The 24,232-nt window shown below is 68.8% G+C and carries 23 protein-coding genes; 3 read left to right on the top strand and 20 right to left on the bottom strand.

All coding sequences use genetic code 11. The features are described from left to right. Positions 1–21: 21 nt before the first annotated feature. The gene (locus RSO68_RS13335; RefSeq protein ID WP_315586917.1) at positions 22–771 is read right to left on the bottom strand and encodes an electron transfer flavoprotein subunit beta/FixA family protein; all 750 of its coding nucleotides are present in this window, start codon (positions 769–771) and stop codon (positions 22–24) included. Positions 772–1,165: 394 nt separating this feature from the next. Between RSO68_RS13335 and RSO68_RS13330 the strand changes: the two genes are divergently transcribed. Continuing rightward, positions 1,166–2,806, top strand: coding sequence for an electron transfer flavoprotein-ubiquinone oxidoreductase (locus tag RSO68_RS13330; RefSeq protein ID WP_315587011.1), 1,641 nt, complete (start codon positions 1,166–1,168; stop codon positions 2,804–2,806). Positions 2,807–2,897: 91 nt separating this feature from the next. On the opposite strand, the gene RSO68_RS13325 is transcribed toward RSO68_RS13330, so the two are convergent. The 16 genes from RSO68_RS13325 to RSO68_RS13250 form a co-directional block, all read right to left on the bottom strand. Continuing rightward, the gene (locus RSO68_RS13325; protein ID WP_315586916.1) at positions 2,898–3,728 is read right to left on the bottom strand and encodes a sulfurtransferase; all 831 of its coding nucleotides are present in this window, start codon (positions 3,726–3,728) and stop codon (positions 2,898–2,900) included. Further along, complete coding sequence (locus tag RSO68_RS13320) at positions 3,725–6,016, bottom strand: ATP-dependent helicase (RefSeq protein ID WP_315586915.1); 2,292 nt, start codon at positions 6,014–6,016, stop codon at positions 3,725–3,727. The genes RSO68_RS13325 and RSO68_RS13320 overlap by 4 nt, the downstream gene beginning before the upstream one ends. Beyond that, positions 6,013–6,582, bottom strand: a complete 570-nt coding sequence (locus RSO68_RS13315) for a DUF1285 domain-containing protein (RefSeq protein ID WP_315586914.1) — start codon at positions 6,580–6,582, stop codon at positions 6,013–6,015. The genes RSO68_RS13320 and RSO68_RS13315 overlap by 4 nt, the downstream gene beginning before the upstream one ends. A gap of 30 nt (positions 6,583–6,612) precedes the next feature. Beyond that, entirely contained in the window at positions 6,613–7,458 is an 846-nt protein-coding gene (locus RSO68_RS13310; protein WP_315586913.1) for a TatD family hydrolase, read from the bottom strand. A 56-nt stretch (positions 7,459–7,514) separates the two neighbouring features. Beyond that, entirely contained in the window at positions 7,515–7,850 is a 336-nt protein-coding gene (locus RSO68_RS13305; RefSeq protein ID WP_089846194.1) for a PilZ domain-containing protein, read from the bottom strand. 50 nt (positions 7,851–7,900) lie between these two features. Then, a complete protein-coding gene (locus tag RSO68_RS13300) occupies positions 7,901–8,902 on the bottom strand; it encodes a DNA polymerase III subunit delta' (protein WP_315586912.1) in 1,002 nt (333 codons plus the stop codon). Next, positions 8,893–9,546: a dTMP kinase gene (gene tmk, locus RSO68_RS13295; protein ID WP_315586911.1), complete on the bottom strand. Its 654-nt coding sequence runs from the start codon at positions 9,544–9,546 to the stop codon at positions 8,893–8,895. Before tmk ends, RSO68_RS13300 begins: the two co-directional genes overlap by 10 nt. Positions 9,547–9,565: 19 nt before the next feature. Then, positions 9,566–10,570: an endolytic transglycosylase MltG gene (mltG, locus tag RSO68_RS13290; RefSeq protein ID WP_089846188.1), complete on the bottom strand. Its 1,005-nt coding sequence runs from the start codon at positions 10,568–10,570 to the stop codon at positions 9,566–9,568. Between the two features lie 34 nt (positions 10,571–10,604). Further along, positions 10,605–11,405, bottom strand: a complete 801-nt coding sequence (pabC, locus tag RSO68_RS13285) for an aminodeoxychorismate lyase (protein ID WP_315586910.1) — start codon at positions 11,403–11,405, stop codon at positions 10,605–10,607. A gap of 31 nt (positions 11,406–11,436) precedes the next feature. Next, positions 11,437–12,675, bottom strand: coding sequence for a beta-ketoacyl-ACP synthase II (gene fabF / locus RSO68_RS13280; RefSeq protein ID WP_089846184.1), 1,239 nt, complete (start codon positions 12,673–12,675; stop codon positions 11,437–11,439). Positions 12,676–12,873: 198 nt separating this feature from the next. Further along, the gene (acpP, locus tag RSO68_RS13275; protein ID WP_008956801.1) at positions 12,874–13,107 is read right to left on the bottom strand and encodes an acyl carrier protein; all 234 of its coding nucleotides are present in this window, start codon (positions 13,105–13,107) and stop codon (positions 12,874–12,876) included. A 130-nt stretch (positions 13,108–13,237) separates the two neighbouring features. Next, on the bottom strand, positions 13,238–13,981 hold the full coding sequence (gene fabG, locus RSO68_RS13270; protein WP_089846182.1) for a 3-oxoacyl-ACP reductase FabG: 744 nt from the start codon (positions 13,979–13,981) through the stop codon (positions 13,238–13,240). Positions 13,982–14,011: 30 nt separating this feature from the next. Further along, positions 14,012–14,983, bottom strand: coding sequence for an ACP S-malonyltransferase (gene fabD, locus RSO68_RS13265; protein WP_089846180.1), 972 nt, complete (start codon positions 14,981–14,983; stop codon positions 14,012–14,014). Between the two features lie 5 nt (positions 14,984–14,988). Further along, positions 14,989–16,110, bottom strand: a complete 1,122-nt coding sequence (plsX, locus tag RSO68_RS13260) for a phosphate acyltransferase PlsX (RefSeq protein WP_315586908.1) — start codon at positions 16,108–16,110, stop codon at positions 14,989–14,991. 38 nt (positions 16,111–16,148) lie between these two features. Next, on the bottom strand, positions 16,149–16,319 hold the full coding sequence (gene rpmF, locus RSO68_RS13255) for a 50S ribosomal protein L32 (RefSeq protein ID WP_089846176.1): 171 nt from the start codon (positions 16,317–16,319) through the stop codon (positions 16,149–16,151). A 32-nt stretch (positions 16,320–16,351) separates the two neighbouring features. Beyond that, the gene (locus RSO68_RS13250; protein ID WP_089846174.1) at positions 16,352–16,879 is read right to left on the bottom strand and encodes a YceD family protein; all 528 of its coding nucleotides are present in this window, start codon (positions 16,877–16,879) and stop codon (positions 16,352–16,354) included. Positions 16,880–17,008: 129 nt separating this feature from the next. Between RSO68_RS13250 and RSO68_RS13245 the strand changes: the two genes are divergently transcribed. After that, on the top strand, positions 17,009–17,590 hold the full coding sequence (locus tag RSO68_RS13245) for a Maf family protein (RefSeq protein WP_315586907.1): 582 nt from the start codon (positions 17,009–17,011) through the stop codon (positions 17,588–17,590). Between the two features lie 93 nt (positions 17,591–17,683). Here the strand turns inward: RSO68_RS13245 and sppA are convergent, their stop codons facing one another. From sppA to RSO68_RS13230, 3 genes are all read right to left on the bottom strand, one after another. Continuing rightward, on the bottom strand, positions 17,684–18,781 hold the full coding sequence (gene sppA / locus RSO68_RS13240) for a signal peptide peptidase SppA (protein WP_315586906.1): 1,098 nt from the start codon (positions 18,779–18,781) through the stop codon (positions 17,684–17,686). Between the two features lie 66 nt (positions 18,782–18,847). Next, positions 18,848–19,498 carry an HAD family hydrolase gene (locus tag RSO68_RS13235; RefSeq protein WP_089846168.1) on the bottom strand — a complete coding sequence of 217 codons (651 nt, stop codon included), beginning with the start codon at positions 19,496–19,498 and terminating at the stop codon, positions 18,848–18,850. 11 nt (positions 19,499–19,509) lie between these two features. Further along, positions 19,510–20,457, bottom strand: a complete 948-nt coding sequence (locus RSO68_RS13230; RefSeq protein WP_089846167.1) for an RluA family pseudouridine synthase — start codon at positions 20,455–20,457, stop codon at positions 19,510–19,512. A gap of 564 nt (positions 20,458–21,021) precedes the next feature. On the opposite strand from RSO68_RS13230, the gene rne reads away from it, so the two are divergent. After that, positions 21,022–24,213, top strand: coding sequence for a ribonuclease E (gene rne / locus RSO68_RS13225; protein WP_315586904.1), 3,192 nt, complete (start codon positions 21,022–21,024; stop codon positions 24,211–24,213). Positions 24,214–24,232 lie beyond the last annotated feature (19 nt).

Genomic DNA, 24,232 nt, shown 5'->3' with positions numbered 1-24,232 from the left:
GCTCCTTTCAAAGAACTGTTTTCAAAGAACCTTGGCTTCGTTCTTGAGTTTGTCGACCAGCTCGTCCACGGAGCCCACCTTGACGCCACCCTGGCGCTCGGCCGGCGACTCGACCTTGACCAGCTTGACCTTGGAAGCCACCTCGATGCCGAGATCCGCCGGCGTCTTGACGTCCATCGGCTTCTTCTTGGCCTTCATGATGTCGGGAAGCTTGGCGTAGCGCGGCTCGTTGAGGCGCAGGTCGGTGGTGACGATGGCCGGCAGGGTCAGCGACACGGTCTGCAGGCCGCCGTCGACCTCGCGGGTCACCTGCGCCTTGTCGCCCTCGATGAGCACCTCGGAGGCGAAGGTGCCCTGGGGCAGGCCGCACAGCGCCGCCAGCATCTGGCCGGTCTGGTTGTTGTCGGTGTCGATGGCCTGCTTGCCGAGGATGACCAGGCCCGGCTGCTCCTCCTCGACCACCTTGGCCAGCGCCTTGGCCGCGCCCAGCGATTCGACGCGCTCATCGGTCTCGACGTGCACGGCGCGATCGGCGCCCAGCGCCAGCGCGGTGCGCAGCTGTTCCTGGGCGGCCTTGGGGCCGACGGTGGCCACCACGACCTCGCTGGCCACGCCCTTCTCCTTCAGGCGCACGGCCTCTTCCACGGCGATCTCGCAGAAGGGGTTCATGGCCATCTTGACGTTGGTGAGGTCGACGTCGGAGTGATCCGGCTTGACCCGGATCTTGACGTTGTAGTCGATGACGCGTTTGACCGCGACGAGTACCTTCATAGTGTCCTCGCTTGGTTCACTCTAGAAACCTGATGGTGGAAGAAGCGGCCTCGACCTCCCGAACGTGCGGGCGGGAAACACGCCTCCTTGGAACCGGCTGACATACCCTTATGCGTTTCATGCAAGCGTTTGATAGGCGCTACGGCGAAAAACGCTCCCAATGTGCCATGGCCGGCTCGGATCAACAATCCCCGACCCTGCCAAGCCACGCCGGTCACCCTTGCGCCCTGCACCATCGCAGGGGGTGACCCTTTGCCGCTATTATGCCTATCATGAGGCATGGCTAGAAGCAAACGACCGTTTTAAATCCTGTCGACGTTGGTCGCATTCGATGGCCGCGTCCTCGGGGACAGCAAGGAGAGTACTGGTGGAAGAACAAATCGAACGCGATTCCATGGACTTCGATGTCGTCATCGTCGGCGCCGGCCCCTCGGGACTCTCGGCGGCGTCTCGCCTGATGCAGCAGGCGAACGAGGCCGGTCAAGAGCTGACCGTGTGCGTGGTGGAGAAGGGCTCCGAGGTGGGCGCCCACATTCTCTCCGGGGCCGTTTTCGAGCCCCGCGCCCTCAATGAACTCTTCCCCGACTGGGAGGAGCGCGGCGCGCCGCTGACCACCCCCGCGACCCGCGACGAGCTCTATCTCCTCAAGGATGCCGAGAAGGCCCAGAAGCTGCCCAACGCCCTGGTGCCCAAGACCATGCATAACACCGGTGGAGACATCACCCGCTACGTGATCAGCGCCGGCAACCTCTGCCGCTGGCTCGGCGAGCAGGCCGAGGCGCTGGGCGTGGAGATCTTCCCGGGTTTCGCCGCCCAGGAGGTGATCGTCGAGGACGGGGTGGTCAAGGGAATCCTCGTCGGCGACATGGGCGTGGGCGCCGACGGCCAGCCCAAGGACGGCCACATGCCGGGCATGGAGCTGCGCGCCAAGTACACCCTGTTCGCCGAGGGCGCCCGCGGCCACCTGGGCAAGCGGCTGATCCGCGACTTCGAGCTCGACGCCGGCAAGGATCCCCAGCACTACGGTATCGGCCTGAAGGAGCTGTGGGACATCCCCGCGGAGCAGCACGAGCCGGGACTGGTGCTGCACGGCTCCGGCTGGCCGCTGGACAAGCAGACCCACGGCGGCTGGTTCCTCTACCACGCCGAAAACCAGCAGGTGGTGGTCGGCCTGATCATGGACCTCTCCTACCAGAACCCCTGGCTTTCGCCCTTCGACGAGTTCCAGCGAATGAAGCACCATCCGGTGCTCAAGGCCCACCTCGAGGGCGGCAAGCGCGTGGCCTACGGCGCCCGAGCGCTCACCAAGGGCGGACTCAACTGCCTGCCGAAGATGACCTTCCCCGGGGGCCTTTTGATCGGCTGCGATGCCGGCACCCTCAACTTCGCCAAGATCAAGGGCCTGCACACCGCCATGAAGTCGGGCCTGGTGGCGGCCGAGGCGGTCTTCGAGGCGCTCAAACAGGGCGACGAGGGCGGTGGCGAGCTGACCACCTTCACCGAGAAGTGGGAGGCGAGCTGGGCCTATGAGGAGCTCAAGGCGAGCGCGAGCTTCGGGCCGGCGATCCACAAGTACGGCACCGTCGGCGGCGGCGCCTACAACTTCCTCGACCAGCTGCTCGGCGGCAAGCTGCCCAACGTCCACGACACCACGCCGGACCACGCCACCCTGAAGCCGGCGGCCGAGTGCGAGAAGATCGACTATCCGAAGCCCGACGGCAAGCTCTCCTTCGACAAGCCCTCTTCGGTGTTCCTGTCGAACACCAACCACGAGGAGGACCAGCCCTGCCACCTGAAGCTGGCCGATCCGGAGCTGCCGATCCGCGACAACCTGCCCACCTATGCAGAGCCCGCAAGCCGCTACTGCCCGGCCGGGGTCTACGAGGTGGTCGAGGCGGACGACGGCACGCCCAGGTTCCAGATCAACTTCCAGAACTGCGTGCACTGCAAGACCTGCGACATCAAGGACCCGGCCCAGAACATCACCTGGGTGGCCCCGGAGGGCGGCGGCGGGCCTAACTACCCGAATATGTAACGCACGCCCCCAACGAAACGGCCCCGCCATGGCGGGGCCGTTTTACGTTCTGTCCGGGGTTCCGGTCGGCGAGCTCGAGCCGCGTGTCGCGTCAGTCGCCGGTGGCGATGGGGCGCTCGGGGTCGCGGATCCACTCGCTCCAGGAGCCGACGAAGAGCCGCGGCAGCGCTCGCCCGGCCACGGCGTAGGCCAGCACGTTATGGCAGGCGGTGACTCCCGAACCGCAGTAGGCGATCAAGGCATCGGCCTCGGGCAGTTCGCGGGCCAGCACCTCGGCGCGCTTGAAGTGGCCGCTGGCGTCGAGGTTGTCGGCGCTGGGGCGGCACACCGCGCCGGGAATGTGGCCGGCCACCGGATCCACGGGCTCTGCCTCGCCGCGAAAGCGCTCGCTGCTGCGGGCATCGACCTTCAGTGCCCCGTCGGCGGCGACCTCGTCGACCGCGACGAGGGCCGCGTCGCGATAGGCAGGCCGCCAGTCCGACGCTGCCGCCACGGCGTCCGGGTCGCCGTCCTCGCGAAGCTCGCCCCCCGCCGCTAGCCAGGCCTTGAGTCCGCCGTCGAGCAGGCGCACGTCGGGATGTCCCGCCCAGCAGGCGAGCATCCACCAGGTTCGCGCCGCCGCCAGCTGTCCGCCCATGTCGTCGTAGACCACCACCGGCTGCTGTGGCGTGATACCCAGACGCTGCAGCACCGCAGTGAAGGCCTCGGGGTCGGGCAGCGGATGCCGGCCGCCCGCTCCCGGCGCGGCGGCCAAATCGCGATCGAGGTCGACATGCAGGCTGCCCGGCAGGTGGGCCTCGACCCACAGCCGGCGACCGGCATCGGGCTCACCCAGCCGCGCGCGGCAGTCCAGCAGGCGAGGCGGATGGGTCTCCTCGAGGGCATCGGCCAGGGTGGCGGCCGAGATCAGCGGCTTGGTCATGCGTCGACTCCGTCCAGCAGTTCGATGGGGGCCCGGCAGGCGATCAGGCGGCGCCGGCCGGCCGTGCGGAAGCGTACCTCGATCACCGGGTTGTCGGGATCGCCCTCCACCACGTCGATCTGACCCTCGCCGAAGACCGCATGGCGCAGGGCCTGGCCGACTCGGAACTGGCCCGGGGCGACGTGGCCCGGCTCCGGCGCGGCGGGCCGCGCTCGGGCCACCGGCAGCGAGTGGCCCAGCGAGGCCAGGTAGCGCTGAACGAGCGCGGGATCGGCGACCTCCAGCGGGGCGCCCGGCTCGGCGGCCTCGCTCTCGGGCGCCTCACGCTCGACCGGCTCTCTCTCGACCGGCCTCCCGGCGCCGAGATCGACCTCGGCCAGTCGGCGGGCGACCCGCTCACCGTCCTGCCAGGCGGATTCGCCGATGAAGCGGCTGGGGCGGTGCTCGCCGCCGTCGTGGAGCAGGACCAGACGCTCCCGAGCCCGGGTGATGGCAACGTAGAAGAGTCGCCGCTCCTCCTCAAGCCGCGCCGGGGTCAGCGGGTTGTCGCGGGTGTAGTGGGGAAAGTCCTCCTCGTTGGTGCCGGCCAGCAGCACCAGCGGCCACTCGAGCCCCTTGGCTCCGTGCACGGTGTTGATCAGCACGCCGTCCTGGCGATTCTCGACCGGACGGCACAGGAGCTCGATGAAGGCGGCGGTGTCATTGCCGAGTTCGCGGGCCTGCTCGACCAGCACGTCGAGCAGGCGCACATCTTCCTCACCCTTGTCGCGCCGCGCGGCGGCGCGCTTCAGGACCTTCTCGGCCTCCACCGCCTCGAGCACGTGCTCGAGCAGGCGGGCCGGCGGCCAGGTCGAGCGCCGCGGCAATTCGCAGAGCAGCGACCAGCGCCGCTTCAGGGTGCGCCGCTGATGGGGTTTGAGCCCCTCCAGCATAGGATCATGACGTTCCGGCCAGCGTTGAGTCTCGGCCAGCCGGGTCGCCAGGGCGGCGATTCGCTCCCGGGCCACGAAGGAGGTGGGCTGGGCCAGCAGCAGGGCCAGGTGGCCCGGATCCTGGAGCAGCCGCGGCTCCAGCGCCAGTCGCAGGTAGCCGGCCAGGGCCTCCACCAGCGGCAGGCGGAAGACGAAGCGATCCTCCCGGGCCAGCCGGAACGGGATGCCTTGGCGCAGCAGCGCCAGCTGCAGCGGCACCGAGAGGGCCCAGCTGCGCACCAGCAGGCAGGCCTCGTCGAGGCCCCGTCCCTGGCGATGCCAGGCGCCGAGCTCGTCGAGCAGCGCCCGGCCGCCCTGCCCCACCGCGAGTCCGGTATGGGGATTGTCGGGGGCGGCCAGGCAGAGCTGGTCGGGGCGCCGGCGGTTGGCGGCGATGGCGTGGTTGGCGGCCAGCGCCAGGGCGTGGCCGTGGCGGAAGGTGGTGGAGAGCGGGTAGTCGTGCGCCGCGCCGAAGGTGGCGGTGAAGTTCTCCAGCATGGTGTCGGGATGGGCGCCGCGCCACTCGTAGATGCACTGGTTGGCATCGCCCACCGCCATCACTTCGGCCTCACGGCCGGCGAGCAGCGCCAGCAGGCGCTGCTGGGCGGTATTGATGTCCTGATACTCGTCGATCACCACGTGATCGAGGAAGCCCTGCACCCGGCGGCGCAGCGCGGCGTCCTCCTCCAGCGCCAGCAGCGGCCGATAGAGCAGATCGGCGAAGGTCATCAGTCCCTGCTCGGCCAGCAGCCGCTCGGCATGCTCGAAGGCGGCAACGAAGTGGCCGGTCTCTTCGCCGAAGTCGAGTCGCGCATGCAGCTCGGCGGGCGAGGCCATCTCGGCCTTCACCAGCCCGCAGAAGTGCGCCAGCGCCTCGAGTCGCTCGGCGTCCAGCGCCGTCTCGCGGGCCTCGGGCTCCTCGGCCAGCGCCGCCAGCGTCGCCTGGCGCAGCAGCCGCTCGAGCTGCCAGTCGGCGGTGAGCAGCTGACGGGGCGCCAGCACGCCCCAGCGAGTCAGGCTGGCGGAGAGCCGATGGCCGAGCGAGTGAAAGGTGCGCACGTCGGGCAGAGCCTGCCCAGCCGGCGCCATGGCCGCGAGCCGCGCCTGGAAGTCCTCCCGGGCCGAGCGGTTGAACATCAGCACCAGTATCCGCCCCGGAGGCACGCCGCGGGCCAGCAGGTGCAGCACCCGGGCGACCATGGTGGTGGTCTTGCCGGCCCCGGCCACGGCCGCGACCCGGGCGTGCCCCCGCGCGTGAGAGACCACCGCCTGCTGTTCGGCGGTCAGCGACGGAGAAGAAGCGGCATGCTCGCTCATCGGCCGTCGCCGCCCCGGCGCTCGTCCGCCTCGAGTCGGCCGAGCGGCTGCCATGTCCCGGCGCTGGTCAGCCCCAGCTCGAGGGCGCCCTCCTCGCCCTCCCGGGTCTCGGCCTGCTCGACGAGCCGGTAGTAGACGTTGCGCCCCAGGCGGGCCGCGAGGCCGAAGCGGATCGGCACCTCGGGGATCGTCTCCCCGGCCGGCGTCTCGCTGAGGGTCAGCCGGCATTCCTCGTCGAGGCGTACTCGATCGCCGACGTTGGTGGTGAGCCACCAGTCGCCCGCCTCGAGCTCGGCATCGACGATCAGAAAGGGACGATCCTCGACGCGGATGCGCTGCATCTCGGCCGGCGTGACCAGAAAGTAGTCGCCCTCGGCCTCGCGTCGCAGGATGGTCGACAGCAGGCGCACCAGGCGCGGCCGCGCGATGGCCGTGCCCTCGTGGAGCCAGCGCCCGTCGGCGGCGATGGTGAGGTCCATCACGCCGCGCTGCGCGGGGTGCCAGCGATCCACGGGGGGAATCTCGCCGTGGGGCTCGATCTGTGCCAGCAGGGGATCGAGGGTCATGACAACGGCCTCCGTCGGTGGCGTCTCGGCCTAGACCAGCCCGGCGCGGGACAGGGCGTCGCGGACGCCCGCCGGCGCCTCGGGGGCCGCCGCGCGGAACAGGTGGTAGAAGTTGGCGGTGGTCTGGGCGGCGAGCTCCTCGATGCTGATGCCCCGCGCCTTTGCGATGCACTCGGCGACCTCGACCACCCAGGCCGGCTCGTTGGGCTTGCCGCGGTACGGCACCGGGGCCAGGTAGGGGCTGTCGGTCTCGATCAGCAGCCGGTCCAGCGGCACGCGCCGGGCCACCTCGCGCAGCGACTTGGCGTTGCGGAAGGTGACGATGCCGGACAGCGAGATGTAGAAGCCGTGGCGCACCGCTTCCCGGGCCATGTCGAGGTCCTCGGTGAAACAGTGCAGCACCCCGCCCACCGCCGGGTCGACGTGCTCACGGATCAGCGCCAGGGTGTCCTCACGGGCTTCGCGGGTGTGGATGATCACCGGCAGTTCGAGCTCGCGGGCGGCGATCAGCTGGCGACGGAAGCGCTCGAGCTGCACCTCCCGGGAGGGCACCGAGTCGGGGGACTTGTCGAGGTAGTGATAGTCCAGCCCGCACTCGCCGATGGCCACGGCACCGAAGCGCTCGGCCGACTCGATGATCGCCGCCACGTCGGGCTCCGCCTCGAGCGACTGCAAGGGGTGGATGCCGGCCGAGATCACCACGTCGTCGTGAGCACGACTGATCTCGGCCAGGGTCGGCAGGTCCTCCAGGGTCACGGCTATGGCCAGGAACTGGCAGACGTCACGAGCGCGAGCGGCCTCGAGAGCGGCGGCGAGATCGCCATGGTGCGTGCCGGGATCGAGGCGGTCGAGATGGCAATGAGAGTCGACGAACATGCGAGGAACTTCCGAAATGGCAGAGTGGGTTCAGACGGGCGGACAGGCGGGGTCCGTCACAGGGTGTAGGTCGGCGCGCCCTTGTCCAGCTGGCCGGCCAACAGCGTCTCGATGCGATCGCGCACGGCCTGATCCTCGGGGCTGAAGTGGATGCCAATCCCGGGGACTCGGCGGCCGGCCACGCCTTCGGGCGAGACCCACACCACCTGGCCGGTGACCGGCACCCGCTCATCATCGCCGGGCAGCATCAGCAGCAGGAAGACCTCCTGGCCCAGCGCGTAGCGCTCACGGGTGGGCACGAAGATGCCGCCGCGCTCGAGCACAGGCATGTAGGCCGAAAGCAGGGTCGGGACATCCTGGATGGTCAGCGAAAGTGCCTTCTGTGCGGCCATGGTGTCTCCCTTTGCGAAGCGTCACCGCGAGTCAGGATCGTCGCGGCGCGTCAGGAACGCAGCAGCGTGGACCAGCGAACCAGCCAGGCCTCGAGGGTCAGCTGGGGATTGGGATTGCCGCCCTCGGCCAGCAGCCGTCGCTGCTCACGGGCATAGTCCAGCAGGCGGAACCAGTCGCGTACCCGAGCATTCTTGACCGCCTGGCGGTAGAGCACCAGCAGGTCGGGGTTGCGAAGCTCGGCGGTATCGCCCGAGAGCCCCAGGCGAATCAGGTCTTCGAGCCAGATGATACCGTACCACAGGATGGCGTCGATGGACTGGCGATCCAGGCGGGCCGCCTCGGCCACCGGCTCGCTACCGCGCATCAGCGCCTCGAAGGTCTCCGCCAGCTGCTGACGCAGCGCCCGAGCGCTCGGCTCGGCGAGCTCCAGAGCGCGCAGCGGCAAGCCTCCCGCGGCGCGAAACCAGAAGCGGGCCTCCTCCTCGCCCCCCAGCTGCTCGATCAGCCAGGGTCGACAGTCGGCCTCGGCCGGCACCGGCAGGCTCCAGTGCTGGCAACGCGAGCGGATGGTCGGCAGCAGCCGCGAGGGGATGTCGGAGAGCAGCACGAAGAGGGTGCGCCCGCCCGGCTCCTCGAGACTCTTGAGCAGCGCGTTGGAGGCCGCCACGTTCATCGCCTCGGCCGGGGCGATGGTGATCACCCGGTAGCCGCCCTGCTGGGCGGTCTGGGCGACGAAGGCGTTGACCTCGCGCACCGGACCGATGCGGATCAGCCGCTTGCCCTCCTCCGGCGCCACCCGCAGCAGGTCGGGATGGTAGCCCGAGGCGAGCATGTGGCAGGCGTGGCAGCCCCCGCAGGCGAACTCCCCGGGCGAGGCGCAGAGGGTGCGGGCCACCAGGGCCTCGGCAAGCGACTGCTTGCCGATGCCGTGGCCGCCCGAGATCAGCAGGGCGTGGGGCAGTCGCCCGCCGTCGGCCAGCCTGACGAGCTCGCGCCAGCGCGGCATCAGCCAGGGCAGCGGGCGCGGCACCTCGACGGGGCTCATCGCCATGCGGCCATCCGCGCGTCCAGGCGGGCCAGCAGCTCGGCGCGCACCGCGTCGATAGCGGCGCCGGCATCGATCACCGCCACCCGCTCGGGGGCGGCCTCGGCGCGCTCGAGGTAGGCCCGACGCACCGCCTCGAAAAAGTCGCCGCGCTCACGCTCGAAGCGGTCGCGCACCTCGCCCTGCCCCTCGAGGCGACCGTCCAGGCGCCGCTGGGCGGCGGCCATGGACATGTCCAGCAACAGCGTGAGGTCGGGCTCGAGGCCCTGCTGGACAAAGGCCTCGAGTTCGGCGATGCGCGCGGCGTCGATACCGCGCCCGCCGCCCTGGTAGGCATAGGTGGCGTCCGTGAAGCGGTCGCAGACCACCCAGGCGCCGCGCGCAAGGGCCGGCTTGACTACCCGCGCCAGGTGCTGGGCGCGGGCGGCGAAGACCAGCAGCAGTTCGGCATCCGGGTCGAGGGGCTCCTCCTCGCTCGGATCCAGCAGCAGCCGGCGAATGTCTTCCGCCCGGCGGGTGCCCCCCGGCTCGCGAGTCGCCACCACCTCGTGCCCGCGGGCCCGAAGATGCTCGACCACCAGGGCGAGGTTGGTGGACTTGCCCACCCCCTCGCCGCCTTCCAGGGTGATGAATCGTCCGCGCTCGGTCATGTTCGATGCCGCTCCATGGTCAGCGATTGCGGATATACCGGTTCACCGCGTTGTTGTGCTCGCGCAGGGTACGCGAGAAGTGATGGGTGCCATCCCCCCGCGCAACGAAGTACAGGGTCTCGCCCTCGGCGGGGTGCACCGCGGCCTCGAGGGCGGCACGTCCCGGCAGGGCGATCGGCGTCGGCGGCAGCCCGTCGATCACGTAGGTATTGTAGGGCGTGGGCTCACGCAGGTCGGCCCGGGTGATGTTGCCCGCGTAGCGCTCGCCCATGCCGTAGATCACGGTGGGATCGGTCTGCAGGCGCATGCCCCGCTCCAGGCGGCGCTTGAACACGCCGGCGATCTCGGGCCGCTCCTCGGGCGCGCCGGTTTCGCGCTCGATCAGCGAGGCCATGATCAGGGCCTGGTAGGCGCTCTCGAGGGGCAGGTCCTCGTCGCGCTCTTCCCAGACGCTCGCAAGAGTGGTCTCCATGCGCTCGAGTGCCTGGCGCAGGATCTCCAGGTCGCTAAGCCCCTTGTGATAGCGATAGGTGTCGGGGAAGAACCAGCCTTCGGGATGGCGTTGCTCCCGGTCGAGCAGCGCCATCACCTCGATGTCGCTGAGCCCTTCGGTGCGATGCTCGAGCTTGGGGGCCTCGTCGAGCGCCTCGCGCATCTGGCCGAAGGTCCAGCCCTCGGGGATGGTCAGCGAATAGGTGACCACCTCGTGGCTGCCCAGCAGCGCCAGCAGCTCGCGGCCACTCATTCCGGGCTCGAGGCGGTACTCGCCGGGGCGCAGGTCGGGTAGGCTCTCGGGCTCCAGGCGTGCCAGCAGGCGAAAGGCCCAGACCTCCTCGAGGATACCGCGCTCGGCCAGCTCGCCGACCACGCGATGGTAGCCGGCGCCGGCTGGCACCTCGTAGAGCGTCGGCGCCTCGAGGACGATGGGCGCCTCGAGGCGCGACTGCCAGTAGCGGTGGCCGGCGAACAGCGCCAGGCCCGCCAGCAGGGCCAGCACCAACAGAATCTTCAACAGACGCAGCATGCGTGTCCTCGTTCCGTCATCACGACTCGCTCGTTCATGGGGTAATAGCGGGGTAGCCCAGCGCCTCGTGGGCCAGGGCCTGCAGGGGGCGATGGCTCGGCCCGACCCGCCAGTGGCGCAGGGGATTGCCCTCGGCATCGTCGAGCCTCGCCACCGGCCAGAGCCCCTGCAGCGAGTTGCCGAGCCACAGCGCCTCGACCCGCTCCAGCGTCTCGGGCGCGGCGTCGACCTCCCGGATCGGCGCCCGTTCGAGCAGCGTCACGCGCAGGGTGCCGGCCACGCCGCAGCGATCGAGCCGGGGCGTCTCGAGGACGCCGTCGCGCTGCCAGAAGAGGTTCATGCAGGTGGCCTCCACCAGCCGCCCCTCGGCGTCACAAAGCAGGCCCTCGGCCGTGTCGGCGTTCGTCCACTCGGCGCGGGCCAGGACGTTCTCGAGGCGATTGAGGTGTTTGAGGCCGGCGAGCAGGGGCTGGATGCCCAGGCGCAGCCGGCAGTGGCGCACCCGCACGCCGTGCCGCCAGCGCTGGGCGCTGGGCGCGAACGGGTCGAGTCGCCAGCGCAGCCGGGGCTCGAGAGTCTCGGGGAGCGCATAGCCCCGACCGCCGCTACCGCGGGTCAGGATCAGTTTAAGAACCGAAAGCCCCGCGCCGGCCTCGACCAGCGGCGCCTCCAGGTGCTCCCGGGCGGGCAGCGGCATCCCCAGCACCCGACAGCCTCGAGCGAGGCGCGCCAGATGCTGCTCCCACAGCAGCGGCGTACCATCACGCACGAGGACGGTCTCGAAGAGACCGTCCCCATAGGCGACGCCACGATCCTCCAACGGCCAGTCGCTCATTCCCGCCTCTGCCACCGCCATGGGCCGCGGCTCAGACCTTGCTGAAGAGCAGCGTGCCGTTGGTGCCACCGAAGCCGAAGGAATTGGACAGGCTGACGTCAATCTTCATCTCGCGCGCGGTGTGCGGTACGTAGTCGAGATTGCAGCCTTCCTGGGGATTGTCCAGATTGATGGTCGGCGGCGCCACCTGGTCGCGGATCGCCAGGATGCTGAACACCGCCTCCACGGCGCCGGCCGCGCCCAGCAGGTGACCGATCATCGACTTGGTGGAGCTGACCGCCACCGACCGGGCGGCCTCGCCCATCACGGACTCGACGGCGCGACTCTCGGCCAGATCTCCGGCCGCGGTCGAAGTACCGTGAGCGTTGATGTAGTCGACGGCGGCAGGGTCGATGCCGGCATCCTGGATGGCGTTGCTCATCGAACGAGCCGCGCCGCGGCCATCTTCCGGCGGCGCCGTCATGTGATAGGCGTCGTCACTCATGCCGAAGCCGGTGAGCTCGGCGTAGATGGTCGCTCCACGGGCCTTCGCCTGCTCGTACTCCTCGAGCACGATCACCCCGGCGCCATCGGAGAGCACGAAGCCGTCGCGATCCCGATCCCAGGGGCGGCTCGCCGCCTCGGGATCGTCGTTGCGGGTGGACAGCGCGCGGGCCGCCGAGAAGCCGCCGAGGCCCAGCGGGGTGGTCGCCATCTCGGCGCCGCCACAGACCATCACGTCGGCGTCGCCATAGGCGATGGTGCGCGCGCTATAGCCGATGTTGTGCGTACCGGTCGTGCAGGCGGTGGTAATGGCGATATTGGGGCCGCGGAAGCCATGCTGGATCGCCAGGTTGCCGGAAATCATGTTGATGATCGAGCCCGGCACGAAGAACGGCGAGATCCGGCGCGCCCCGCCCTTGTTGAGGGCGTTGTGGTTGTTCTCGATCATCGGCAGGCCGCCGATCCCAGAGCCGATGGCCACGCCGATACGATCGGCGTTCTCTTCGGTGCACTCAATCCCCGCATCGGCGATCGCCTGGCCGCCCGCCGCCATGCCGTACTGGATGAACAGGTCCATCTTGCGGGCGTCCTTGGGATTGAGATAAGGACTGATGTCGAAGTCCTTCACCGAACCGCCGAAGCGCGTATTGAAGGCGCTGACATCGAAGTGTTCGATGGGGGCGACACCGCTCTTGCCGGCCAGGATATTGGCCCAGCTCTCCTTGACGGTATTTCCCACCGGCGTGACCAGACCGAGCCCGGTCACCACAACCCTTCTACGAGCCATCAGCTTTCCTCCAGACAACCTTGGTGACACGACCCCATCGCGGGATCGTCATTGCGCGCATTATACCCGAGTCTCCCCGACCTGTGCGGGATCGGCAAGTTCCCTACGCGCATAGCACGAGAGCCGTCCTGCCACGGCAGGACGGCTCTCCTCGGGGCACGGCCCCGGACGCTTCAAGAAGCGGTATCGACCGCCACCTTACTGGTGGGCGTTAACGTAGTCGATGGCTTCCTGAACGGTGGTGATCTTCTCGGCTTCCTCGTCGGGAATCTCGGTATCGAATTCTTCTTCGAGCGCCATCACCAGCTCGACGGTGTCCAGGGAATCCGCGCCGAGGTCTTCGGTGAAGGAAGAGGAGTTCTGGATGTCTTCTTCCTTGACGTTCAGACGCTCAGCCACAACCTTCTTAACGCGCTCTTCGATGGTGCTCATTATGACTACTCCAGTCGTTCACATTGGCCGTTCGGAAACCAGCCGTTAAAGATCCAGATCCGCTAGCCGGAAGCTGCGGCGTAGTTTATAGACGCCCCGGGGTCGGCGCAACCGCCTCCCCCTGAAGGCTTCAACGCATGTTCATGCCGCCGTTGACATGCAGGGTTTCGCCGGTGATGTAGCCCGACGTCTCGCCGGTCAGGAAGCCCACCGCCGCCGCGATCTCCTCGGGATCACCGAGCCGAGAAAGGGGAATCTGGCCGAGCAGCATCTTGTGCTGCTCTTCGGGCAGCGCCTCGGTCATGTCGGTGGCAATGAAGCCCGGCGCCACCGCATTGACGGTGATGGCGCGCGAGGCGACCTCACGGGCCAGCGCTCGAGTGAAGCCCTCCATGCCGGCCTTGGCGGCAGCATAGTTGGTCTGCCCCAGGTTGCCCATGGTGGCCACCACCGAGCTGATCGAGACGATGCGCCCGAAACGCGCCCGGGTCATGCCGCGCAGGCACGCCTTGCTGACGCGATAGACGGACTTGAGATTGGTGTCGATCACCGAATCCCACTCGTCCTCCTTCATGCGCATCAGCAGGTTATCGCGGGTAATGCCGGCGTTGTTGACCAGGATGGTGGGCGCCCCGAACTCCTCGGTGATCGCCTTGATCAGGGCGTCGACGCTGGCCTGGTCGGTGACGTCCAGCTTGCGGCCGCCCCCCTCGATGCCCGCCGCGGCGAGATCGGCGTCGATCCGTTCGGCGCCGGCATCGCTGGTGGCGGTGCCGATCACGATGCGACCCTGGCGCCCCAGCTCATGGGCGGTGGCGCGGCCGATGCCGCGACTGGCCCCGGTGATCAGGGCGACTCTACGCTCGGTTGTCATGGTCTCTTCCGTCTACGTCCTGAAGATGAATCAGCCATTGGCCGACGGCGACTGGCCGGCGGCTTCCCTGGCCAGCTCGAGGGCCGCGGTGAGGCTGTCCGGATCATTGACCGCCAGCCCCTTGCTGCCCTTTGCAATGCGCTTGTTGAGACCGGTGAGCACCTTGCCGGGCCCGCACTCGATGAGCACCTCGGCGCCCTGACCGGTCATGGCCTCGACGCATGAGGTCCAGCGTACCGGCTGATAGAGCTGCTCGATCAGCCGGGTGCGCAGGGTCTCCACGTCGGCATGCGCCTGGGCATCCACGTTCTGATAGACCGTGTAGCGCGGCGAGCGCAGCTCGATCTCCTCCATGGCCGCGGCCAGCCGCTCGGCGGCCGGACGCATGAGGTCACAGTGGGAGGGTACCGACACGGGCAGCGGCATGGCACGCTTCGCCCCGGCCTCCTGGCAGGCCACGATGGCGCGCTCGACCGCCGCCTTGCTGCCGGCGATGACCACCTGACCGGGGGCATTGTAGTTGACCGCAGCAACGACGTCGCCGTCCGCGGCGCGGGCGCAAGCCTGCTCGACGGCACCGTCATCCAGGCCGAGGATCGCCGCCATGGCACCCTCGCCCACCGGCACGGCCGCCTGCATCGCCTCGCCGCGCAGCTTCACGAGCCGCACGCCTTCGGCGAAGGTCAGGGCACCGGCACACACCAGGGCGCTGTACTCGCCCAGGCTGTGGCCGGCCATGGCACCGGGCCTCGGCCCCTCGAGCTCCTGCCAGACGCGCCAGATCGAGACGCTGGCCGTGAGCAGCGCCGGCTGGGTGCAGGCCGTGGCGTTGAGCGCCTCGGCCGGGCCTTCCTGAACCACCTGCCAGAGGTCGTATCCCAGGGCGTCGGAGGCCTCCTCGAAGGTGGTGCGCACCACGCTGTAGCGCTCCGCCAGCTCGCGCAGCATGCCGATCTGCTGCGAGCCCTGCCCGGGAAAGATGAGGGCAAGGGATTGTGTCATGTCGATCACCTTTGCGCTTGTTGACTGTCGTCGATGCCGGTTGCACCCGGCAGGATCGGCCCCTCGGGACCGGATCCGCTCTCGACTCGACCGACGGCGGCCGAATCGACAGCGGACCGTCGATGATGCAGTTCAGCGGCCAGCCGACTCGGCAAGTCGTGACTGACTTCGTTGGCGGCGCGCTGGATCGCGAAGCGAAAGCCCGTGGCATCGGCGCCGCCATGACTCTTGATCACGATCCCGGCGAGCCCCAGCAGGCTGGCCCCATTGTAGCGGACGGGGTCGAGCTCACCCCTTAGGCGTCGCAGTGCCGGCCGGGCCAGCAGCCCCACCAGCCGACTGCTCCAGCGGGCCTCGAAGGTCGCCTGCACCCGCTCCACCAGCAAGCGCGCCAGGCCTTCGCTGGCCTTGAGCACCGCATTGCCGACGAAGCCATCGCAGACCACCACGTCGGCGGCGCCGCTGAAGACCCCGTCACCCTCGACATAGCCGAGGTAGGTGATGCCGGGATGCTGACGCAGCCAAGCATCCGCTTCGCGCACGCTGGCGGTACCCTTGGTGCCCTCGACGCCGACGTTGAGCAGCGCTACCCTCGGGGCGACGAGGCCGTCCACGTGGCGCGCCATGACCTCGCCCATCAGGGCGAAGTCCACCAGGCGTGCGGCGCTCGCCTCAACATTGGCTCCCAGATCGAGCAGATAGCAGCGCCGCCGATCACGGGTCGGAATGGCGGTGCTGATCGCCGGCCTGGGGATACCCGCCACCGTGCCCAAGGCGCGCCGCGAAAGAGCCATCAGGGCGCCGGTATTGCCGGCGCTGACTCCGGCCGCGGCCTCACCACTGGCGATACTGTCGAGCATGAGAGCCATGCTGGTGCCGGCACCGTGACGCAGCGCCTCACTGGGTCGCTGCGCCTGACGAACCACGCCGGGCGCATCGCTGACCCGCAGACGCACCGCCGCCGCGGCAAGCTGCCGCGGCAGGCGGGCGATCTCGTCATTAAGCCGCTCGGCAGGGCCAAACAGCTGGAGCTCGAGATTCGGGTCATCGCTGACCGCCTGAGCAGACCCCATTACGACCGGGCGGGGACCGAGGTCCCCGCCCATCGCGTCGATGGCGATCCGCACGTCAGCGGCTAGCCACTACCGCTCGCGTCGCCGTCGTCTTAAACCTCGACGACCTTGCGACCGCGGTAGAAGCCGTCCGGCGCCACGTGGTGACGCAGGTGGGTGGTGCCGGTTTCCTTGTCCTGGGACAGGGCCGCGGAGGTCAGGGCGTCGTGGCTACGGCGCATGCCGCGCTTGGAACGGGTCTTGCGGTTCTGTTGAACTGCCATGGGTTATCACTCCAGAGTGAAACGAGGGTGTATCAGAGTTTGCCCTTGATCTGCCGCAGCACATCGAAAGGGTTCGCCGGGGCGTCGGCCGACGCGTCGGTCGCCTCCCCGCTGGTCAGCTGGTCGCGCGAGACCGGGCACTCGGCCTCGTCGTGGTAAACCACCTGGGGCAGGCTGAGGATGATCTCATCCTCGACCACCGCCATCAGGTTCAGCTGTTCGTTTTCCACCAGCACCGGTTCATGGGTGCTCGGCAGCTCCGCGGCCAGGGCGTCGCTGGTGACCATCCCCAGCCGGAAATCGCTCTCGACGCGCTGCGCCATGGGCTGGAGACAGCGGCGGCACGGAATCTGCAACTCGGCTTCCAAGTGGCCGCGAATCTCCCGGCGACCTTGGGAGTCGATGGCAAAATCCAGCCACACCTGACCATCACCGGCCTGGGCGCCGACTTCGTCTTCGAGTCGGGCCAGCTCGGCGAGTGCCACCAGGCCTTCCAGGTGTTCGGCACGGGCCGCGAGCTTGTAGGGCTCGACCCTGCCGGGGAGTCTTGAGGTCAACATAGGCGCGCAATGATAGGCACTCCCCTCCCCCCTGTCAAAGCCGCCATCACCCCGGGTTAGAATGGCTGCGCGACGCCTGAGTCGTCATCATGCGTCTCGCCCATTCGCCCCACCGCAGAGGAAGCCTTCATGCCCCGCCTGGTCCTTGCCTCCGGCTCTCGCTGGCGCCGCCAGCTGCTCGACCGCCTTGCCCTCCCCTATGCCTGGGAGAGCCCCGATATCGACGAGACGCCGCGCCCGGGAGAGGCGCCCGAATCGCTGGTGCATCGCCTGGCGCTGGCCAAGGCCGAGCGGCTTGCGGAGACGCACCCCGACCACCTGATCATCGGCTCCGACCAAGTGGCGCTGTTCGACGGCGAGATCCTCGGCAAGCCAGGCAGTGAGGCCACCGCCCGCGCCCAACTGGCACGCTTCTCCGGACGACGCGTGCGCTTTATTACCGGCCTGGCGCTGATCGATACCGGGCACGGCCGGCATCGCGTCTGTCACGAGACCTATGACGTGGTGTTTCGTCGACTCGACGAGCGGGAGATCGCGAACTATGTCGCCCGGGAGCAGCCGCTGGACAGTGCCGGCAGCTTTCGCATGGAGGGCCTGGGCATCACGCTGTTCGAACGCCTCGAGGGCGAAGACCCCAACACCCTGATCGGCCTGCCGCTGATCCGGCTCTGTGCGATGCTGCGCGAGGCAGGGCTCGACCCGCTGGACTGACACCCAGCGACCGACAGAAGCTCCCGCGATCGGCAAAAGCACCCCGCGCCTGAGAAAAGCCCCTCCCCGACGGCGCGGGGCATCGAGCGTCGCTTACGGCAGCTGGTAGCGCACCGGCGTCTCGGCCTGCGGGAGCCCCACCCACTCGGCGGCGACTCGGCCGAACTGCCGGGAGATCCGCTCGAACGGATCCAGGCGCGGCGTGTAGTCCTGCAGCCGCGCGCCCTCGAAGCGGCGCGCCAGGGTATCCAGGCTGCCCAGCTCATCCACCAGGCCGAGCGCCTGGGCCTGCTCACCCGTCCAGATCAGCCCGCTGAACAGCCGCTCGTCATCGGCCAGGCGGTCGCCGCGCCCGGCGCGAACGTCGTCGATGAACTGCCGGTGAGTCGTCGCCAGCACCTCCTGCCAGAAGTCACGCTGCGCCTCGGCGACGGTGGAGAAGGGATCGAGGAAGGCCTTGTTCTCCCCGGCGGTGAAGACACGACGCTCGACCCCGAGGCGCTCGATGGCCTCCTCGAAGCCGAAGCCGGCATGGATCACCCCGATCGAGCCCACCAGGCTCGCCGGCGCGGCGACAATCTCGTCGGCCGCGGCCGCCACATAGTAGGCGCCGCTGGCGCCGATGTCCTCGACCACCGCGACGATCGGCTTGTTGCCCTCCTCGCGCAGCCGCATCACCGCATCGAAGATGCGCTGGGACTGCACCGGACTGCCGCCGGGACTGTTGACATGCAGCACCACCGCCTCGGTCTGCTCGGCCCTCCAGGCTCGCTCGAGCCCCTCGATGACGCGCTGGGCACTGGCCGGCGACTCGCTGTCGATCACGCCCTTGATCTCGACGACGCCTAGGTGTCGCCCGGCAGGTGCCGCTGCCCCCGGCGCCACGAAGAGCCCATAGAAGGTGGTGGAGAGCGAGGCCAGGATCAGCAGCGCGAAGAAGAAGCGAAAGAACAGCTTCCAGCGCCGCGAGCGGCGCTGCTCGACCAGCACACCGTCGATCCAGCGATCCATCATCGCCAGCTGAGCCAGGCGCTGGCGTTCGCGCAGCGTCTCGGCATCCTCGTCGCCGGACGGCTCGACACCAGCCGCCGCGGCATCGGCAGGCGAGCCCTCACGCGCCTGGCGCGCCTGCTCGGGCGTCAGCTCAGGGCCCGTCGTCCAGCGGTCATCCCGCTTGTCGTCGTCGCTCATGGTAATCCTTCCCCTGGTGGGCTGATCGTTGTCGGGCGGGTCGTGGCGGACCTGAAAATGAAAGAGCTAGCCGTGAAGCCAGTCGAAGAGTTCAGGCACCGTCTCGGCGGTGAGCACCGGGCGACTGACGGCCAGCCGGTCCGGGGCATGCACGCCCCAGGTCACCGCGATGCGATCCATGCCCAGCGCCCTGGCCATCTCCAGGTCGTATTCCGTGTCACCGATCATCACCGCCTCGTCGACATCGACGCCGAGCTCGACGAGGAGCTCTTCGAGCATGCGCGGATGCGGCTTGGAGAGGGTCTCGTCGGCGGTGCGACTGCCGTGAAACCAGCCGCCGCTGCCGCTCTCGCGGAAGATGCGATCCAGGCCGCGTCGGCTCTTGCCGGTAGCCACGGCCAGCTGCTGCCCCTCCCGTCCGCGCAGCCGGGCGAGTCCCGCCTCGACGCCCGGATAGAAGCGCATCGGCGTGACGTCTCCCTCGACGAAATGGTAGGCGTAGCGGGCCCTGAGCCGCTCGGCCCGCTCGGCATCGATCCCGGGGCAGAGCGTGGCGATGGCCTCGGGCAGGCCGAGACCGATGATGTTGCGCACCGCGCCCGCCTCGAGCTCACCCAGGCCTGCATCCCGGGAGGCCGCCTGCATGCAGGAGACGATACGGGCGATGGAGTCCATCAGAGTGCCATCCCAGTCGAAGATGGCCAGTCGATAACGCATGAGATCTCCTGTCAGCGAGATTGGCGCGCTCGGGAGAGCGCCGCCTCAAGCTCGTCGGGCAGCGGTGCCTTGATCTGCACGGGGCGACCGCTGGTGGGTTCGGGAAAGGTCAGCGAGGCGGCATGCAGGAAGAGCCGCGAGATGCCGAGACCCGACGCCAGGCGCTGGCTCTCGCGGCTGCCGTACTTGTCGTCGCCGAGCAGCGGATGCCCGGCATGGGCGGCATGTACGCGAATCTGGTGCGTCCGTCCGGTGACCGGCTCGGCCTCGATCAGCGTGACTCGATCGAAGGTCTCGCGCACCGCGAAGCGGGTGCGGGCCACCTTGCCGGCCGAGTCGACCCGCACCCGCCGCTCGCCATTGCCGAGCTCGAAGCGGTCGAGCCTGGCGCTGACGAAGTCGCGACGCGCCGGCCAGCGACCCGCCACCAGGGCCAGGTACTGCTTGTCCATGCGGTGCTGCTTGAGCGACTCGTTGAGCGCCAGCAGCGCCGGACGTGACTTGGCCAGCAGCAGGCAGCCGGAGGTATCACGATCCAGGCGGTGCACCAGCTCCAGGAAGTCGAGATCCTCGCGCACCTGGCGCAGCGCCTCGATCAGGCCGATCTTGACCCCGCTGCCGCCGTGCACGGCCAGCCCCGAGGGCTTGTTGATCACCAGCCAATCGCGCCCTTCCACCAGCACGCTGCCGGCCAGCAGGTTACGCAGGTTGTCGCTGACCTCGCGCACCGCCTCGCGTGGCGCGAGACGCAGCGGCGGGATGCGCACCAGGTCGCCCAGCGCCAAGCGCGTATCCGCCTTGACCCGCTTCTTGTTCACCCGCACCTCGCCCTTGCGCACGATGCGATAGATCAGCGCTCGCGGCGCCCCCTTCATGCGCGTCAACAGGAAGTTGTCGACCCGCTGGCCGACCTGACCCTCGGTCACTTCCACCCACTGCACGTCGCGCCCTTCGGCCATGCCGCCACTCCACTGAAAAACCGCTCGAAAGGCGCATTCTAACGCAGTGTGCACCATCCTGCGCCAATTGCTGGCCACCCCCGTTACTGGTATATTGCCGACTCGCCTCAATGGGTCGTGACGACCCGCTAGAGCGCCTGCACGACAGACACGCAGGCCGAGGCGAAAAGATCGGGCCGCGAAGATCCTCGCCAATCCGAGGTCCCGCCGCCGACAAGCAAACGATACTACGCCACGCCCGGCTCCGATCGCGCCCGCTGAGGCATGACCGGAGACCACGGGATACGTACAACAACGTGCCGGAGGCCGGCGTTGGCGAATCGATGAATGCCAGGTGTTGGCGGTGACCGCAGAACCGGATGGGCGATGTCCCACCGTGACATGTCCTGCCACCGCCCCGTACTCAACATGATCATGCCGCGTCGGATCCATCGTGCAAGGATGCTCCGGGGCGGCCGGGCGCTATACCGCATCCGCGACATGCGCTGAGCACAGGCACGCTGCAGCCAGCGGTTCGCCTCCGTCGTTGACCACCATCCGGCACGTCCATATTTGTGAGACGACATGAAACGGATGCTCATCAATGCGACCCAGCCGGAAGAGCTGCGCGTCGCGCTGGTCGATGGACAACGCCTCTACGACCTGGACATCGAATCCGGTGCCCGGGAACAGAAGAAAGCCAATATCTACCGCGGCAAGATCACCCGCGTCGAACCCTCCCTCGAAGCCGCCTTCGTCGACTTCGGTGCCGACCGCCACGGCTTCCTGCCCCTCAAGGAGGTCTCCCGCGACTACTTCCTGAAGGAGCCCTCCGGGCGCCCCAGCATCAAGGAAGTGCTCAAGGAAGGTCAGGAAGTCATCGTCCAGGTCGACAAGGAGGAGCGTGGCAACAAGGGCGCAGCGCTGACCACCTTTATCAGCCTGGCCGGCCGCTTCCTGGTGCTGATGCCCAACAACCCGCGGGCCGGCGGCATCTCGCGGCGCATCGAGGGCGAGGAGCGCAGCCAGCTCAAGGAGGCCATGGGCCAGCTGACCGTGCCCGACAAGATGGGCATGATCGTGCGCACCGCCGGCATTGGTCGCTCCCCCGAGGAGCTGCAGTGGGACCTCGACTATCTCATCCAGGTGTGGGAATCGATCACCGAGGAGGCCGGCAAGCGCGCGGCCCCCTTCCTGATCTACCGCGAGTCCAACGTCATCATCCGCGCCATGCGCGACTACCTGCGCCAGGACATCGGCGAGGTACTGATCGACAGCGAAGAGGTCCACCAGGAGGCGCTGGCCTTCATCCGCCAGGTGATGCCCTCCTACCAGCAGAAGATCAAGCTCTACGTCGACGAGGTCCCGCTCTTCTCGCGCTTCCAGATCGAGTCGCAGATCGAGACCGCCTACGAGCGCGAGGTCAAGCTGCCGTCCGGCGGCTCCATCGTCATCGACCACACCGAGGCGCTGGTCTCCATCGACATCAACTCGGCGCGCGCCACCCGGGGCAGCGACATCGAGGAGACCGCCCTGCAGACCAACAGCGAGGCGGCCGACGAGATCGCCCGCCAGCTGCGCCTGCGCGACATCGGCGGCCTGGTGGTGATCGACTTCATCGACATGAGCCCGGCACGCAACCAGCGTGAGGTCGAGAACCGCATGCGCGACGCGCTGAAGCTCGACCGCGCGCGAGTGCAGATCGGCCGCATCTCGCGCTTCGGCCTGATGGAGATGTCTCGCCAGCGCCTTCGCCCGTCGCTCGGCGAAACCAGCGGCGTGGTCTGCCCGCGCTGCGACGGCCAGGGCACCATCCGTGACGTGCGCTCCATCTCGCTCTCGATCATGCGTCTGATCGAGGAAGAGGCCATGAAAGAGCGCAGCGCCCAGATCCGCGCGATCCTGCCGGTGCCGGTGGCCACCTACCTGCTCAACGAGAAGCGCAGCGTCCTGGCCGAGATCGAGCGTCGCCAGGACGTGCGGGTGGTGATGCTGCCCAATCCCGACATGGATACGCCCCACTACGACGTGCAGCGCCTGCGCGACGACCACGTGGACGAGGAAGGCACCGCCAACCTCTCCAGCCATGAGCTCTCCACCGAGAGCGAAGTGGGCAAGGAGCCTGAGGCCGCCTTCGGCAAGCCGATACAGCGCGCCGAGGCCGCGGTCAAGACGGTGATCCACCACGAGCCGGCCCCCGCCTCCCTGCAGAAGGAGGAGGCCGAGGCACCGGCACCTGCCGCCAAGGCCCCGGCCGCCAGCAAGCCCAGCGCGCCCAAGGCCTCCAGCGCCAAGGCACCGGCGGCCAAGGCGCCGACCGCGCGGCCGGCCGCCGAGCCCGAGGGCGGCGTCCTGGGACGCCTGGTCAAGGGACTGGCCAAGCTGCTCGGCGGCGACGAAGCGCCCACCGAGCAGGAGAAGAAACCCGCCGCTCGCCGCAGCGAGTCGTCGACCGCCAGCGACCAGACGGCGCGCAAGCCCGCCGCGCGTGACGACGATCGCGGCAGCCGCGGCGGCCGCCAGCGCCGGCAGCGCAATGACGATCGTCGCGGCCCCGCTCGCCAGGAGGGCGGGCGCGATGAGGGCAAGTCCACCGCCAACGAGGGACGCGGCAACCGTGGCGGCCGTGGACGTGGACGCCAGGACGACAACCGCCAGGCACCGCGCCAGCAGGAAGCGCCCAAGGGCCGTGACGACAAGCCCCGCGATGACAAGCCGCGCGACGACAAGAGCCGCGAGGAGAAGCCCCGCGAGGACGCACGCCGCCAGAAGCCGAGCGACAAGCCGGCCGATAAGGTAGCCGACAAGCCGAGCGAGAAGCGCGCCGAGACGCCGGCGGCCAGCGAGCCGGTCGATGATGGCAAGCCGAAGCGGTCCCGCAACAACCCGCGAAGCCGCACCCGCAAGCACGCCATCAATCCCAAGGCAGAAGCCGAGCAGCAGCGCCTGCAGGCCGAGGCCGCTGAGGCGCCCAAGGCCGAACCGGTAGCGACAGAGGCCAAGGGCGATGCACCGGCCAAGGCCGAGCAGCAGCCGACCGAGGCCAAGACAGGCGAGAAGGTCGAGCCCAAGGCCGACTCCAGGGCCGACTCCAAGCCCGAGTCCAAGCAGAGCGACGCCGAGACCGAGCCGAAAGCCGAGGCCAAGCCCGAACCGAAAGCCGAGGCTGACGCGAAGACCGAAGCGAAGCCCGAGCCGAAGCCGATCGAAGCCAAGTCCGACGAAACGGTCGAGGCCAAGGGCGAACAGCCGGACGCGTCAAAGCCCGCCGAGCCGAAAGCCGCCGAAGCCAAGACTGAGCCGAAGGCCGAGGACAAGGCTGACGAGAAGGCCGAAGCCAAGCCCGAGCCTAAGCCCGCCGAGCCCAAGGCTGAGCCGAAAGCCGAGGCCAAGGCTGAGCCGAAAGCCGAGTCCAAGACCGAAGCGAAGCCCGAGCCGAAGCCCGCCGAGCCCAAGGCTGAGCCGAAAGCCGAGGCCAAGGCTGAGCCGAAAGCCGAAGCCAAGACCGAAGCGAAGCCCGAGCCTAAGCCCGCCGAGTCCAAGGCTGAGCCGAAAGCCGAGCCCAAGACCGAAGCGAAGCCCGAGCCGAAGCCGACAGAGACCAAGGTCGAGGAGAAGGTCGAGCAGCCGGGTGAATCCAAGCCTGCCGAGGTGAAAGACGAGCCTCAGACCGACGCCAAGGCCTCTCGTCGTCGGGGACGTCGCGCGCACAACGATCCGCGCGAGATCCGCCGCCGCGAGCAGGAGGCCAAGGCTCAGGAGGGCAAGCAGGGCTGATCCCTGCCCTGCCCCCAAC

Source organism: Halomonas saccharevitans, assembly GCF_032333995.1.
Classification (GTDB): Bacteria; Pseudomonadota; Gammaproteobacteria; order Pseudomonadales; family Halomonadaceae; genus Halomonas; species Halomonas saccharevitans.
This window is presented reverse-complemented; position numbering and strand designations above follow the sequence as displayed.

Bases quoted from the DNA above. Each gene is read 5' to 3' on its own strand.
- RSO68_RS13330 (WP_315587011.1), top strand. From the start codon at position 1,166: ATGGACTTCGATGTCGTCATCGTCGGCGCCGGCCCCTCGGGACTCTCG.
- RSO68_RS13245 (WP_315586907.1), top strand. From the start codon at position 17,009: ATGCCCCGCCTGGTCCTTGCCTCCGGCTCTCGCTGGCGCCGCCAGCTG.
- RSO68_RS13250 (WP_089846174.1), bottom strand. From the start codon at position 16,879: ATGTTGACCTCAAGACTCCCCGGCAGGGTCGAGCCCTACAAGCTCGCG.
- RSO68_RS13310 (WP_315586913.1), bottom strand. From the start codon at position 7,458: ATGTTCGTCGACTCTCATTGCCATCTCGACCGCCTCGATCCCGGCACG.
- RSO68_RS13315 (WP_315586914.1), bottom strand. From the start codon at position 6,582: ATGACCCTCGATCCCCTGCTGGCACAGATCGAGCCCCACGGCGAGATT.
- RSO68_RS13335 (WP_315586917.1), bottom strand. From the start codon at position 771: ATGAAGGTACTCGTCGCGGTCAAACGCGTCATCGACTACAACGTCAAG.
- fabF (WP_089846184.1), bottom strand. From the start codon at position 12,675: ATGGCTCGTAGAAGGGTTGTGGTGACCGGGCTCGGTCTGGTCACGCCG.
- mltG (WP_089846188.1), bottom strand. From the start codon at position 10,570: ATGCTGCGTCTGTTGAAGATTCTGTTGGTGCTGGCCCTGCTGGCGGGC.
- fabG (WP_089846182.1), bottom strand. From the start codon at position 13,981: ATGACAACCGAGCGTAGAGTCGCCCTGATCACCGGGGCCAGTCGCGGC.
- acpP (WP_008956801.1), bottom strand. From the start codon at position 13,107: ATGAGCACCATCGAAGAGCGCGTTAAGAAGGTTGTGGCTGAGCGTCTG.
- rne (WP_315586904.1), top strand. From the start codon at position 21,022: ATGAAACGGATGCTCATCAATGCGACCCAGCCGGAAGAGCTGCGCGTC.
- RSO68_RS13305 (WP_089846194.1), bottom strand. From the start codon at position 7,850: ATGGCCGCACAGAAGGCACTTTCGCTGACCATCCAGGATGTCCCGACC.
- RSO68_RS13320 (WP_315586915.1), bottom strand. From the start codon at position 6,016: ATGAGCGAGCATGCCGCTTCTTCTCCGTCGCTGACCGCCGAACAGCAG.
- RSO68_RS13325 (WP_315586916.1), bottom strand. From the start codon at position 3,728: ATGACCAAGCCGCTGATCTCGGCCGCCACCCTGGCCGATGCCCTCGAG.
- fabD (WP_089846180.1), bottom strand. From the start codon at position 14,983: ATGACACAATCCCTTGCCCTCATCTTTCCCGGGCAGGGCTCGCAGCAG.
- RSO68_RS13235 (WP_089846168.1), bottom strand. From the start codon at position 19,498: ATGCGTTATCGACTGGCCATCTTCGACTGGGATGGCACTCTGATGGAC.
- RSO68_RS13300 (WP_315586912.1), bottom strand. From the start codon at position 8,902: ATGGCGATGAGCCCCGTCGAGGTGCCGCGCCCGCTGCCCTGGCTGATG.
- rpmF (WP_089846176.1), bottom strand. From the start codon at position 16,319: ATGGCAGTTCAACAGAACCGCAAGACCCGTTCCAAGCGCGGCATGCGC.
- tmk (WP_315586911.1), bottom strand. From the start codon at position 9,546: ATGACCGAGCGCGGACGATTCATCACCCTGGAAGGCGGCGAGGGGGTG.
- RSO68_RS13230 (WP_089846167.1), bottom strand. From the start codon at position 20,457: ATGGCCGAAGGGCGCGACGTGCAGTGGGTGGAAGTGACCGAGGGTCAG.
- pabC (WP_315586910.1), bottom strand. From the start codon at position 11,405: ATGAGCGACTGGCCGTTGGAGGATCGTGGCGTCGCCTATGGGGACGGT.
- sppA (WP_315586906.1), bottom strand. From the start codon at position 18,781: ATGAGCGACGACGACAAGCGGGATGACCGCTGGACGACGGGCCCTGAG.